The sequence below is a fragment of the Pontibacter sp. SGAir0037 genome (assembly GCF_005491705.1).
Classification (GTDB): domain Bacteria; phylum Bacteroidota; class Bacteroidia; order Cytophagales; family Hymenobacteraceae; genus Pontibacter.
Genome location: NZ_CP028092.1, coordinates 5,152,361 through 5,165,754 on the forward strand (window position 1 = coordinate 5,152,361; position 13,394 = coordinate 5,165,754).

Sequence of the window (13,394 nt, forward strand, 5' to 3'; positions counted from 1 at the left end):
ACCTTATCTAACTAAACCTATAAACAATTATGCCTCTTAAACTTGCAGCCTCAAAACGACTGACTTCATCGTTGCTGTGCCTGTTACTGCTGGGTAGTGGACCCTCTGTACTGCAGGCACAAACGAAGCAGGGCACCGACATTGGTTATCAACGCCCACCGGAAGCCATGGCAGCTATCATCGATGCACCGTCTACGCCTTCTGTTAGTATGAATGCGAAAGGTGATCTGATACTCCTGCTGGAAAGAGCCGGTTATCCCAGCCTGGAGGAACTGGCGCAGCCGGAAAGCCGCCTGGCAGGTTTGCGTATCAACCCGGCCACAAATGGCCAAAGCCGTGCCTCTTTTATCAACAACATTAAAGTAAAGCAGGTAAACGGTGGGCAGGAGTTTCAGGTAAACGGCCTGCCGCAGAATGCCCAGATCTCCTATGTTACCTGGTCGCCTGACGAAAAGCAGATTGCCTTTACGGTAACCAAAGCAAACGGAATAGAGCTCTGGATGGCTGACGTTGCCAACAGGCAAGCAAAAAAATTAACAGAAGCTACTGTAAATGATGCTTATAGTGGCCGCCCTTTTTCCTGGATGTCGGATAGCAAAGCTTTGCTGGTAAAGTGTGTGGATGAGAACAGGGGCGAAATGCCTAAGCCAAATCTGGTGCCTGCTGGCCCTAATATTCAGCAGAACATAGGCAAAGCAAACCCTTCTCGTACTTACCAGGACCTGCTGAAGAACCGCTACGATGAGCAGCTGTTCGATTATTTTATGCAGACGCAGCTAAAACTGGTTTCCTTAGATGGCAAGCAGCAGAACGTCGGCACCGCAGCTGTGATCAGAAGTGCAGATGTATCGCCGGACGGGCAGTACCTACTTGTGGAAACTATCCGGAAACCTTATTCTTACCTTGTGCCTTCCTACTACTTCCCTTACAACGTGGAAGTATGGAGCCGGGATGGTAAAGTGGTGAAGCAGCTGGCACAGCTACCGCTTGCAGAAGATATTCCTATTGCCTTTGATGCCGTGGCAAAAGGACCCCGTAACTATAACTGGCGGCCTGACAAACCTGCCAGCCTGTACTGGGCAGAAGCGCAGGACGGAGGCGATCCAAGCAAGGAGGTGGCAGAACGTGATATAGTTTTCACCCTGGATGCACCTTTTACCTCTAAGCCTGCAAGGCTTGCCGCTACAAAATTCCGCTACAGAGGCATGCAGTGGGGCAATAATGTAGCTCTGCTAAACGAGCGCTGGTGGAAAGACCGCACAGAGCGCGTGTCTATGATAAACCCTGCCACTCCTGCCAAAGCACCGGTTGTGCTTATTGAGCGCTCTTACGAAGATGGCTATAACGATCCGGGCAGCCCTGTGTATACCAAAAACCAGTTCGGGCGCAGTGTGCTTTTAACGGATAAGAAAGGTGAAAACATTTACATGATCAGCGAAGGAGGGTCTCCGGAAGGCAACCGTCCGTTCCTGAGCGAGTTTAATCTGAAGTCTAAAAAAGCGAAGATACTCTTCCGTTCAGAAGCACCTTATTATGAACGGCCTGTTGATATTATTGACTTGAGCAGCAGGCGCATTATTACCAGGAGAGAATCTGAAAATGATGTACCGAACTACTTTGTGCGCGACCTGAACAAAAAGCAGCTGACACAGGTCACGAATTTCCCGCACCCTACACCGCAGCTGCAGGGGGTACAGAAAGAGATGCTGCAGTATGAGCGTAACGACGGGGTAAAACTCACAGCCGTTTTATACTTGCCAAAAGACTTCAAGAAAGGAGATAAGCCGCTTCCGATGCTGATGTGGGCTTACCCGCGCGAATTTAAGAATGCAGCTGCTGCAGGCCAGGTAAAAAGTTCACCTTACGAGTTTACGCGCATCAGTTCGGGTTCTCCTTTATTCTGGGTACTGCAAGGCTATGCAGTTTTAGACAGAACCGATATGCCTATAGTGGGTGAAGGCAATGCGCAACCTAACGATACCTATGTAGAGCAGTTAGTAGCCAGTGCCAAGGCAGCAATCGATAAAGTTGTAAGTATGGGAGTAGCCGATCCGAAGCGTATTGCGGTAGGTGGCCATTCTTACGGAGCCTTTATGACGGCAAACCTGTTGGCTCATTCTGACCTGTTTGCTGCCGGTATAGCCCGTAGTGGCGCTTATAACCGCACGCTTACGCCTTTTGGATTCCAGCAGGAAGAGCGGTCTTACTGGGAGGCGCCGGAGGTGTATTTCCGTATGTCGCCATTTTCTTATGCCGATAAAGTGAAAACACCTATTCTGATGCTGCACGGGGAGGCCGATAATAACTCCGGTACTTTCCCGATTCAGAGCGAGCGTTTTTATAATGCTTTAAAAGGACATGGCGCCACGGCCAGACTGGTGTTCCTGCCACACGAAAGCCATGGTTATGCTGCCAAAGAATCAATTATGCACATGCTCTGGGAGATGGATACCTGGCTGGACACCTATGTAAAGAATAAGCCGGTACAGTAATCGTTATCCGATTGAGATATTCGCTATCAGCCCGGGTTCTGCCAAGAATCCGGGCTGATTTTTTAGGTAAACCTGCCTCCTTGCGTTTCACCTGGTTTGCTATAACTTAGAACCTGAATCATGGCTCAAAAAGATACAGGTAACTAAGCTAGATTCAGGTGTGTTTGCGTACTCCAAAAGCTAAATCTGATAATAACTTCTAACAAACCGCTTTGAAACTTAGCATCATCATTCCTACACTTAACGAAGAGGCCTCTATAGGTGAAGTATTGCATTACCTGAGGCAGTGCCTTAGCGCGCAATCCGCCGAAATTATTGTGGCAGATGGTGGAAGCCTGGATCAGACCGTAGCTCAGGCAGAGGCAGCCGGTGCCCGTGTTGTGAGCTGCGGGGCAAAAGGACGAGCCGTGCAGATGAATGCCGGTGCTCGTGCTGCCACCGGAGACGTACTTTATTTTCTGCATGCTGATACTTATCCTTCTCCTGATTTTTACAAGCTGATAACAGAAAGCATAGGCAAGGGCTATAAAAGTGGCTGCTTCCGGTTAAAGTTCGACGACAGGCATTGGTTTCTGCGGCTCAATGCCTGGTTTACCCGGTTTGATGTAGATGCGATTCGCTTCGGGGATCAGAGCCTTTTTGTGGAAAGAGTGGCATTTAGTGTAGCAGGTGGCTTTGATGAAAAGCACCTGTTGCTCGAAGATCAGGAAATCATAAAGCGACTCAAGAAGCTCGGCAAATTTACTGTACTAAAGGCTGCTGTTGTAACCTCTGCCAGAAAATACCGGCAACAGGGGGTTATCCGGTTGCAGGCTATTTACTACCTCATTTACACGCTTTACCGCCTGGGTTGGTCGCAGCCAGGGTTGGTACGTTTATACAAAAAGCTGTTAGGTAGAAGCAGCTAACTGGCCGGCCTAACAGCTTTTGCAAAAATGTAATTAATATTTATTGGTAATTCTGATCTGGTGCTTCACAATTTCTTGCGGCCAGTTCTGTGAGGTAACAGGCTCTGCGGCAATTTTATCAATCACCTCAATGCCTTCTATTACCTCTCCGAACACAGTGTATTCCTGGTCCAGGCTTGGCTCTCCACCAATGGTTGTATAAGCTTCTATTTGTTCAGGCGTATATTTGATATTCTTCTGTGCTTCATAAGCCCGGATTTCGTCGAGTGTGCGCACCTTGCCCTGTACCAGGTAAAAATTGTTGGACGAAGATTCTTTTTCCGGATTTCTTTCGTCGCCATACCTGGCCATGGCCAACGCACCTTTTTTGTGAATATGAGCAGGCGTTACTTCCTGAGGAATGCGGTAGGAGCCCTGTTTCATTGTTCTGTTATCAGAGTCGCCTCCTTGAATGGCAAAGCCCTCCACTACCCGGAAAAATTCTCCCTGGTTATAATAGCCGGATTTGGTAAGTCTCACAAAATTTGCCCTATGAAGTGGCGTATCTTTAAATAAGCGTACCTTCATGTCTCCGAGCCTCGTGCTGATGACCGCAATACTGTCGTTGTTTTGTGCTCCAAATGCAGTTAAGGTGTCTATGGCTGTTTCAGAGGTTAATTCGTGAAGTACAGGCTCTTTGGTTGTTGCCGCCTCGCCTTTGTTATCAGATGTGTTTTGGTTACAGGAGATAATAACAACCGAACAGAAGGCCAGCGGGATATAGTAAATTTTTGAAAGCAGATGTTTTGTTTTAATCATAGATCTATCATTTACCTTATCCCGAATTTAAGTAAACTTCTCTATATTCTCCACTTTATTTGCTTTTGGCGGCAGTAAGGGAGCTGTTTAAGGCCTATTTTAGCGCTATCGCGCAACTAAACCAGCTGTTTCCGCATGATATAATCATTCATCCAATAAGGGCCGATCGGTATATCCTCTTCCTGGTGTACCTGATAGCCACACCGTTCATAAAAATCCTTCGCTTTGTTGTAGCGGTTTACATTTAAATCCAGTATACGGCCACCTCGCCTCTGTATTACCTGCTCTACTTCTGAAATAAGCTCAAAGCCAAGTCCTTTGCCCTGGCAGGAGGGCAGCAGGTAGATTTTATTCAGTTTATACACCTTTTCGTCCGGATATTTCTCTGAAAATGCCGCAAAGCCAATCGGTTGTTCCTGTAGGTACATAAGCAGAAACGTTTGCCCTTCCTGCATCTGTTGCTGCAATGCCTCAGCCGTATAAATTACTTCGAACATATAGTCTATCTGCTCTTTGCTTAGAATGCTGCTGTAGGTAGGCTCCCAGATTGCTTCGGCTAGTGCGTTAATAGTGGGAACATCGGCTGTAGAGGCTTCTCTTATAGTATAGTTATTTTCCATGGTTTTTCAGGCAAAGGGTGCAAGATAGAGCCTGCCGCTCAAAAAGCAAATACGAAAGTGGCTGGCTGCAATTTCAGCAAAATGATATATTTGTACGTATGGGGGACTACAACCAAAGCAAAAACATGAGAGCCATTTACCTTGAAAACATCAACACGCCGTTTGTACTTATTGATAAAGAAAAGCCTTTGCCCGGTTCCGGCGAGGTTATAGTGCAGGTAAAAGCAGCTGCACTCAATCATCGGGATGTGTGGATACAGCATGGCCGCTATTTTACAAAAGAGTATCCGGCTATACTTGGTTCTGACGGAGCAGGTATTATAACAGAGGTGGGAGCAGGTGTAGATGCGCAGTGGATAGGGCAGGAGGTGATACTAGACCCCTCGTCTGACTGGGGGAATAATGAACGGGCCCACGGGAAAGACTATAAGGTATTAGGCATGCCCGAAGATGGGGCCTTTGCAGAATATGTGCGGGTAAAAGCATCTAATATACATGTAAAACCGGAACACCTGAGCTTCGAGGAAGCGGCTTCTCTGCCACTGGCAGGCGTTACTGGATATCGGGCCATGTTTACAAAATGCGGACTGAGGCAGGGGGAAAAGGTGCTGGTAACTGGTGCAGGAGGCGGGGTTGCCTTGTTTGTAGTACAGTTTGCCGTAGCAGCTGGTGCCGAAGTATGGGTAACGTCCGGTTCTGACGAAAAAATTGAAAAGGCAAAAGCGCTGGGGGCAACAGATGGTATCAACTACAAGAGCGAGAACTGGGGCAAAGAGTTAAAGGCGAGAGCCGGTGGCTTTGATGTGATGATAGACGGTGCTGCAGGAGAAGGCTTTGTGCAGCTGGTAAAGCTGGCCAACCCTGGAGGACGTATTGGTATGTATGGCGGCACTACTGGTAAGATAGGCCAATTAAACCCGGCGGAGATATTCTGGAAGCAGCTGGCAATTTATGGTAGCACCATGGGCACCAACGAAGATTTTGCAGCGATGGTGAACTTTGTAAAAGAGAAGAAAATCAAACCTGTCGTAGACCGGATTTTTCCGTTAGAAGAAACCGAGCAGGCCATGCGTTACATGGAAGCTGGTAAGCAGTTTGGAAAGATTGTGGTAAAGCCTTGATAAATTAGAAGTTATGAATTAGAAATTATGAAAGCTGCCTTTATTTCATGCTCGGCTTGAGCGAGCCCTATGCTGGTAATTAAGTTGCTCTGGCATAGTGCTTATGCTTATCGCCCATTCATAATTTCTAATTCATAATGCATCATTATAAAGAGCTTATAGCTCTTCTATACCTGCCAGCGTCAGGAAGAAAGCGTATTGTAAGGCTGTTTCTTTGTAAGGCTGAAAACGACCGGAAGCACCACCGTGCCCTGCATCCATATTTGTTTGCAGCAGGAGCATGTTGTTATCGGTTTTAAGCTCACGAAGCTTGGCTACCCATTTTGCCGGCTCCCAATACTGTACCTGCGAATCGTGAAGGCCGGTTGTAACCAGCATGTTCGGGTAGTTTTTGGCTTCAACATTGTCGTAAGGAGAGTAAGACAGCATATAGTCATAATACTGCTTGTCAGCAGGGTTGCCCCACTCATCAAACTCTCCTGTTGTTAACGGAATGCTTGTGTCGAGCATTGTGGTAACAACATCTACAAACGGAACAGCAGCATGTACGCCTTTGTAAAGGTCAGGACGCATGTTTACAACAGCACCCATTAACAGACCACCGGCACTACCGCCCTGGGCAAACAATTTGTTTGAGTTGGTGTACTTCTGCTGGATCAGGTGTTCAGAGGCAGCAATATAATCTGTAAAAGTGTTTTTCTTTTTCAGCATTTTGCCGTCTTCATACCACTGGCGGCCCATTTCCTGGCCACCACGAATGTGAGCTATGGCATAAACAAAGCCCCGGTCGAGTAAGCTCAGGCGGACAGAGCTAAAGCCTGCATTCATGCTAATGCCATAAGAGCCATACGCATACAGCAAAGTCGGATTATTGCCGTCAAGCTTCAATCCTTTTTTATAAACAAGTGAGATCGGAATTTTGGTGCCGTCTTTTGCTGTGGCATAAATGCGCTTCGCCTCGTAATTCTCTTTGTTAAAGTCGCCTACCACTTCCTGCTCTTTTAAAAGCGTTTTTGCTTTGGTTTGCATGTTAAAGTCGTAGGTAGAGCTAGGGGTTGTTAGGGAGCTGTAACCGTAGCGCAGCACCTGGCTGTCAAAATCAGGGTTTATACTTACACCGGCCGTATAGGTTTCTTCGCCAAAATCGATGTAATAGTCGGTTTTAGGGTCTTTCCATTTTTTTACACGAAGTTGTGTCAGCCCATTTTTGCGTTCGTCCAGTACCAGGTAATCCTTAAAGATCTCGATGCCTTCTAGCAGCACATCCGGCCTGTGCGGAATTACTTCTTTCCAGTTTGCTTTTCCTGTTTTGTTTACAGGCGTTTGCATCAGCTTAAAATTAGTAGCTCCATCCTTGTTGGTAATAATGTAAAAATTATCGCCGAAGTGGTCTACGCTATACTCCAGGCCGCGCTCACGAGGCTGAACAACTTTAAAGCTGGCGTTAGGATTGCTGGCATCCAGAAAGCGGTATTCCTGAGAAACAGTACTGCTGCTGCCGATAATAACATATTTGTCGGACTTGGTTTTGAATACAAAAGTGCTGAATGTTTCATCAGCCTCATGGTATACTTCTTTATCCTGTGAAGTTGGCGTACCTAAGGTGTGGCGGAAAATTTTAAAAGAACGCAACGCTGCATCTTTCATGGTATAAAAGATAGTTTTATTGTCGTTTGCCCACACTGCTCCGCCTGTGGTGTTAGGTATCTTGTCTGGCAGGATTTCACCCGTAGCCAGGTTTTTAAAGCGGATAGTATATTTGCGGCGGCTCACTGTGTCTTCTCCAAAAGCCATCAGTTGGTTGTTCGGGCTCACATTCAAACCTGCGGCAGCATAATAGCTGTTGCCTTTGGCTCGCTCATTAGCGTTGAGCATGATTTCTTCTGCTGCATTCAGGCTGCCTTTCTTGCGGGCATAAATCGGGTATTCTTTGCCCGCTTCGTAACGGGTAATGTAAAAGTAGCCGTTCTTTTTATACGGCACCGATTCATCTGTCTGTTTGATTCTTCCTACAATTTCATCAAACAACTTTTTCTGCAGATCTTCGGTGTGTGCCATCATCTGCTTGGTGTACTCATTTTCGGCATTCAGATAGGCAATCACCTCGGGGTTTTCGCGCTCATTAAGCCAATAATAATTATCTATGCGGGTATGGCCATGAGCTGTAAGCTCTTTTGGTTGCTTTTTAGCTCCTGGCGCCTGTGGTTGCTGTTGTGCCATAGGTTGTGTGGTAGTTTGTTCTGCCGTAGCGGTGGCAGAGGTGCTCTGTGACGGATTGCTGCTGGAGCAGCCTGTACCCAGTACCAGGCAAGCTGATAACAAGGTAGCGGTGCTTGCCGCTTTATTCCTGAGTTTCATTTTGTTTGATTTTAAATTGTTGCTGATGTCGCTTATCGCGCTTAACCCAAAAAATAAAAGTAATTAAAATCTGTATCAAACAAAACAAGGCAAACGTTATGCATGCCGAATATAATTACTAAATTTAGTGCGATAACCAAAGTCAATTAAACAGAAAGTAAAACTATGGCTACTCAACAGGAATTTGAAAGCGCAGTAGAAAGATCTAAAACCTTAACAGAGCGTCCCTCCAACAATGTGCTGCTGCAACTTTACGGCTTGTACAAACAAGCTACCGAAGGAGATGTAAATACAGAGAGACCGGGTGGTTTCGATTTTAAGAACATCGCAAAGTGGGATGCCTGGAAAGCCTTGCAGGGAAAAACCCAGGGAGATGCCCGTGCAGAATATGTGCAACTGGTAAATGAGTTAGCGGGGCAGTAGCACCAGCCTTAAAAGCAGGAATAGCTTGTTTGCTTTAAAACAAAAAGGGCAAAAGAAGTATTGTACTTCTTTTGCCCTTTTTGACTGAAAAACAGTTGGCTTTATTTCTCAGATTTCCAGACGAAGCTACAGTTGTAGCATTTATACTTTTTGTTGACAAACGGCAAAGGAAAACCAAACAGGAGGTAAGATAGCGAGAATACAGTTTTAGAATACCGTTCTTCTTTTACATGGTCTGAACCACAGCTGGGGCATGTAACTGCCTCTGCCAGGTGTTCCTGCATAGGCGGAGCAAGCTCTACATCTTCCAGATCATATTCATTGGTGCCTTCCTGTATGTCGGCCAGTATAGCACGGGCCTCCTCTACATCTTCTTCTGCCACTTTTAACTTAACGCCACCCACAGCCACCGAATAAAATGGCTGTGCTGCAACAATATGCTCATCTCCTATAAAGCACTGAATACCCTCCGCCTCCAGTCTTCCTTTCAGAATATGGGCCTCGGTAGGCTCGTTTAAGTTTGCTATTGTTACCAAGCGTCGTGCCATAGTTAAGTCTGGTTAGTAAGTATTATTGTTTTTTGGGAGGCAGGTCGAAAGCAACTGCCTCGTGTTCGAAATGCCCTTTATGGGAGCCATCGCAGAAAGGCTTATTCTTTGATAATCCGCATCTGCAGATGGAAACAAGTTCTCTGCCGCCGAGGTTGTATACGTTGCCATTTTTATCTACCACTTCAAAGTCGCCTTCTACCCGCAAAGAGCCGTTGCTGTTAACTGTTATTTTTGTTGTAGCCATTGTTAAATGTTGAGTTCAAACAAATATACAGTTTTCATGGGTCTTTATCTTACGAAAAACAGCTTGTAAAGTATAAAAGCAGAAGCGGCCCCCGGATCTTGTCCGGGGGCCGCTTCTGCTTCTTTAGCAAACGAAGTATTAGTTGCTGTATAAGTAGGTGAATGTTTCACGCTTACCGTCCGGGTTTGTAACCGTTTGGGTTTGCGGATAACCACGCTCATCGTAGGTATAGGCATAAGAGTAAGTATACTCTTTTTTGCTGCTGTTGATCAAAGTTGTAGCACTGATGATGTTATTCGGACTAACAGCTGTACCTGGTTCTGCTGTTTTGTAGAACGGGTTGTTGTTTGAGTCGTAGGAATAGGTAGTAGTTGCATATAGCTGGGCATTACCCTTGTCATCTATGATGTACTGCTTTTCTTGTGTATAATTTCCATTAGGAAGTACTTCAAAAACAGTATAGGATTTCAGTTTGCCTGCGCTACCGTCTGCTTTCTCTTCACCTTCAAAAACATTTATTTTCTGAAGATTTTTGTTGCTGTCGTACTCAAAAGTAGAGTAAGTGTTATAGGCCACCGCATTGTTAGAGAAATACGCCGTAGCCGCTTTTGTTAAACCACCACTGGTGTTATAAGAAAAAAGTGCTTCGGAAAGTACGCTATGGTTGTTGCTGGAGTGTGTATTTACCTTAGTTACCTTGTTTTTAGAGTCATACTCATACTTCTGAAAGCGTTCTACCTCACCGCTTTTTTTGTTGTAGTGGCTAACCTGAATAAGTTGCTCACCAGCAAACCTGTAGGCGGTAATTTCTGTGGAGTCTGCCATAATATGGGAGATTGTACTTTGCTCTACCACTGGGTTTACAGCATCTCTTTCTACCTTCTCACAAGAAGAAAGTGCTACCACACCGAATATTAGCATGGCAGAAAGTTTGTTTTTCAATTTCATTTGGCAAAAAGTTGAAAAAATTAATAATTCATCTTAAACAGGCACCTGTTGTTCCTGATTGATTTTACAAATAACGGGAATGATTTTTGAAAAATTGCACTAGTTGTAAATAAAATTAAATTATTGGTAAGGATGTCTTAAATTCTTAATATCATACTTTTAAATGTAAGGCATTGATATTTAATGATATATAGACATAGTAATTTTTATTAATTAATTTCGTAAAATTAGAAAAATGCAAATTATGTAAAATTAATTATGGGAGTGATAATGGGTATTAATTTAGGGTTGCATTCTGGGCTATAGCTAAAAGCTCATCGCCTGCATCTATGTTATGGCGCAGCTTTTCCTCGAAATTTACAGCTATACGTAGTGCCTGTAGCCCCTGTACCCCCTGCATCTCTTCCAGTTGTAGCCTTTCTACTTCTGGTTTTATATATCCTTCGGCCTGTAAAAACTCAATGTAGCGCATATACTCCTGTGCTTCTTTTTCCTGGGTATATACAATTGCCACCTTTCCTGGCTGTGTCAGGCGTTCTTCTGAACCTAGAATAGTAGCCTTGTCGAGGCGCTTTTTAATGATTTCGTACCGGATGTTGTCTGCGCCATCCACATCGAATTTTTTTTCGTCTAACCTAAAGCGGATGGCAATCAGGTTGCTGTGCACTAAAATCAGCTGGGTAATTTCCAGTGGCAGCTTCAGGTTAACGCGAAGCTTCTGTATGCGCAGGGCAATTTCGCAGGTAAGCATAAGCTGCCACAGGCGCATGTTCTTCAGGTAGATCGGTTCAAACTCTTTGTTATTCAGAAGCGAGGATCCTATATAGATATTGTATTCGAGACCGTCGGTTCTGTATTTTTCGAAATAATGCGGAAATATCTTTTGTACCTTGTCTTCTTCCTGCTCCAGAAAGCTGGATATAGTTTCGTTTATACGGTAGATGCTTTCTTCGTATGCACGCCTTCTAGTATAAACACACTTGTGGGAGTTGTTTATTTCTTGCTGGTAAGCCCGTATGGGTGCCTCTGCTGCCGGGTTCTTCGATATAAAATGCCTGAACAGGGGCTCGACTTCGGTTCTAAGAAAGTCAATGATAGCCCCCTCGTCTCCTGATGTCAGTTCGTGCATGATGCTCTGAGAGAACTTGTCCAGCTTAAAAATGAGTTCGTCGAGGATAGAAAGTGGCAGGTTGTCTTTGGCTGCCAGAACTACTTCTTTTGCTAAAACCAATTGCTCCAGCAAATCGCCTTGAATGGCCTTATTGCGCTCTGTGGCAGAACTCCTGATGTCAGAAACTCCATACAAAGGATATACATCGTTGAAGACAATGGGCTCTATTTCAGATTTTACATTTCGCTCCAGTTTCTCCAGCAGGTTAATAGCTGCCTGTGTAAAGCGCCACTCCACAATCGGGTGAATGGCCGTATACTTTTCTTTGATGATGCTCTGGATGCGGCTGCGCAATTCTTCCAGGCTTCGCTTCATGGCCAGGGCAAACAGCGGCAGGATTTCTTTTAGCCGTATTGTTGCCAGTGCATTCAGTTCACCTGGTATGGGTGTTGCCAGTTCCAGTATACCCATAAAAGAACCTTCGTATTCCAGGGGAGCCACAATCAGATTTCTTACACCCGTCTCGAGCAACTGCTTTTCTATAACGGTCGGGTTCTGAAAAGTAGCCAGGTCTTCTACCACAATGGTATGGTTGTTTCTGAACACAGGTTCATAAATAGAACCGCGAAGATCTTCCAGTTTTATAGCACAGGTATTGGTAAGCACGAGCCCGTGCCAGATTTTGCGTGCGAAGTTAGTGTCGAACTCATGCAGGGCAGGGCAGGAGGCCAGTCCGAGTCTTAGGTCAGGCAGTTGAAACAGCACCCTCAGTTTCTGTTGCAGGTTTTGATAGCCTTCATCAGAGCTTACAGAGTGCTTATCGAGCAGGTCGAAACGCAGCGAAGAAATAGTTTCTTCGTTGGTAACATCGGTAAAGTCATAAATGGCAAAGCCTGTAAATTCAAAATCTTCTGGCGGAAGCTTCTCCATCCAAAGATCAAGGTCGTTATACCTGTTTATCAGGAAGTTTATTTCCTGAGGTGTAAGCGGCTTTAATTCTCCTTTTGCTTTAACCTCCATAAATTTCAGGTCTACTTTTAGCTTGTAATGGCGGTGCAGCCCTGTAAATTTGTCTTTTAAAGTAAAAATAAAAGGCTCATCTACGGTAAAGTTGGCATTGTAAAATTTTTCCAGTATCAGGGTATAAGCCGATAGGGTTTGTCTGAACAGCAGGGTTTTAGCATCAAGATTAAGCTTTTCTGAGTAGTTGCTGCCGCCAAGAAGCCTGAGTTCCTCCAGTTTAGGGGTGGCGTAAAAGCTTTCAAAGTGAAAAGGCAGTACGGCCGCCATTAAATCATTTTCCCACAGCGCATTCGGAAAGATGTCTTCCATCAGAATATCTACTGTGTTAATATGCTTTTCAATAACTGTAAAGTCTTCTATAGGTCCTGTTAATTCAGGTGTCTGGCGTAGCAGACTAGTCAGTTCTTTTACCCGTGCTACGTTGCAGTTAGGATCGGTATCTGCTTTATGTTCCCAGTAAGAGATAAGCGGCGACAGGCTAAGGGTGGTTTTAAAAGGCAGTTTACCCACACTCAGCTTCACATTATCCTGTGTAGTGAGAGAAACAATAGCTTCATGAAAGCTGCCTTTGCTCATAAGTATAGAAGTTAAGTTGGAGATAAAACCAGTTGGTTATAATAGGGGTGCTGTTATGTATTCTTAGGAGCGTTTACGTAGTTTATAGAGATAAGTACTGTACTTAACAGAAACCTTATTGTCCTTTAAAAAGGAATTGTCAGAAACGCTTTAAATTTTGCTGCTAAAGGGATTTTAAGACAGATTAATTTATCTTTAAGTTTTATGAAACCTAATCTGAC

General features: G+C 44.9%; 11 protein-coding genes. 4 read left to right on the forward strand and 7 right to left on the reverse strand.

What is annotated here, in order from left to right; genetic code table 11:
- The first annotated feature begins 29 nt into the window (after positions 1–29).
- Both C1N53_RS21385 and C1N53_RS21390 read left to right on the forward strand, forming a co-directional pair.
- The gene (locus tag C1N53_RS21385; protein WP_137761232.1) at positions 30–2,492 is read left to right on the forward strand and encodes a prolyl oligopeptidase family serine peptidase; all 2,463 of its coding nucleotides are present in this window, start codon (positions 30–32) and stop codon (positions 2,490–2,492) included.
- Between the two features lie 212 nt (positions 2,493–2,704).
- Positions 2,705–3,400 carry a TIGR04283 family arsenosugar biosynthesis glycosyltransferase gene (locus tag C1N53_RS21390; RefSeq protein ID WP_137761233.1) on the forward strand — a complete coding sequence of 232 codons (696 nt, stop codon included), beginning with the start codon at positions 2,705–2,707 and terminating at the stop codon, positions 3,398–3,400.
- Positions 3,401–3,433: 33 nt separating this feature from the next.
- Here the strand turns inward: C1N53_RS21390 and C1N53_RS21395 are convergent, their stop codons facing one another.
- Both C1N53_RS21395 and C1N53_RS21400 read right to left on the reverse strand, forming a co-directional pair.
- Entirely contained in the window at positions 3,434–4,198 is a 765-nt protein-coding gene (locus C1N53_RS21395) for a peptidylprolyl isomerase (protein ID WP_137761234.1), read from the reverse strand.
- 116 nt (positions 4,199–4,314) lie between these two features.
- Positions 4,315–4,818: a GNAT family N-acetyltransferase gene (locus C1N53_RS21400; RefSeq protein WP_137761235.1), complete on the reverse strand. Its 504-nt coding sequence runs from the start codon at positions 4,816–4,818 to the stop codon at positions 4,315–4,317.
- Between the two features lie 125 nt (positions 4,819–4,943).
- Between C1N53_RS21400 and C1N53_RS21405 the strand changes: the two genes are divergently transcribed.
- Positions 4,944–5,939, forward strand: a complete 996-nt coding sequence (locus C1N53_RS21405; RefSeq protein WP_137761236.1) for a zinc-binding dehydrogenase — start codon at positions 4,944–4,946, stop codon at positions 5,937–5,939.
- Between the two features lie 156 nt (positions 5,940–6,095).
- On the opposite strand, the gene C1N53_RS21410 is transcribed toward C1N53_RS21405, so the two are convergent.
- Positions 6,096–8,297 carry a S9 family peptidase gene (locus C1N53_RS21410; RefSeq protein WP_137761237.1) on the reverse strand — a complete coding sequence of 734 codons (2,202 nt, stop codon included), beginning with the start codon at positions 8,295–8,297 and terminating at the stop codon, positions 6,096–6,098.
- A 165-nt stretch (positions 8,298–8,462) separates the two neighbouring features.
- Here C1N53_RS21410 and C1N53_RS21415 point away from each other — a divergent pair, with 165 nt between their 5' ends.
- Positions 8,463–8,720 carry an acyl-CoA-binding protein gene (locus C1N53_RS21415; RefSeq protein ID WP_137761238.1) on the forward strand — a complete coding sequence of 86 codons (258 nt, stop codon included), beginning with the start codon at positions 8,463–8,465 and terminating at the stop codon, positions 8,718–8,720.
- Between the two features lie 101 nt (positions 8,721–8,821).
- On the opposite strand, the gene C1N53_RS21420 is transcribed toward C1N53_RS21415, so the two are convergent.
- The 4 genes from C1N53_RS21420 to C1N53_RS21435 form a co-directional block, all read right to left on the reverse strand.
- On the reverse strand, positions 8,822–9,268 hold the full coding sequence (locus C1N53_RS21420; protein WP_137761239.1) for a DUF2007 domain-containing protein: 447 nt from the start codon (positions 9,266–9,268) through the stop codon (positions 8,822–8,824).
- A gap of 22 nt (positions 9,269–9,290) precedes the next feature.
- Positions 9,291–9,515, reverse strand: a complete 225-nt coding sequence (locus C1N53_RS21425; RefSeq protein ID WP_137761240.1) for a CDGSH iron-sulfur domain-containing protein — start codon at positions 9,513–9,515, stop codon at positions 9,291–9,293.
- A 138-nt stretch (positions 9,516–9,653) separates the two neighbouring features.
- Positions 9,654–10,463, reverse strand: a complete 810-nt coding sequence (locus tag C1N53_RS21430; RefSeq protein WP_137761241.1) for a hypothetical protein — start codon at positions 10,461–10,463, stop codon at positions 9,654–9,656.
- A gap of 277 nt (positions 10,464–10,740) precedes the next feature.
- A complete protein-coding gene (locus tag C1N53_RS21435; RefSeq protein WP_137761242.1) occupies positions 10,741–13,173 on the reverse strand; it encodes a GAF domain-containing protein in 2,433 nt (810 codons plus the stop codon).
- Between the last annotated feature and the right edge of the window lie 221 nt (positions 13,174–13,394).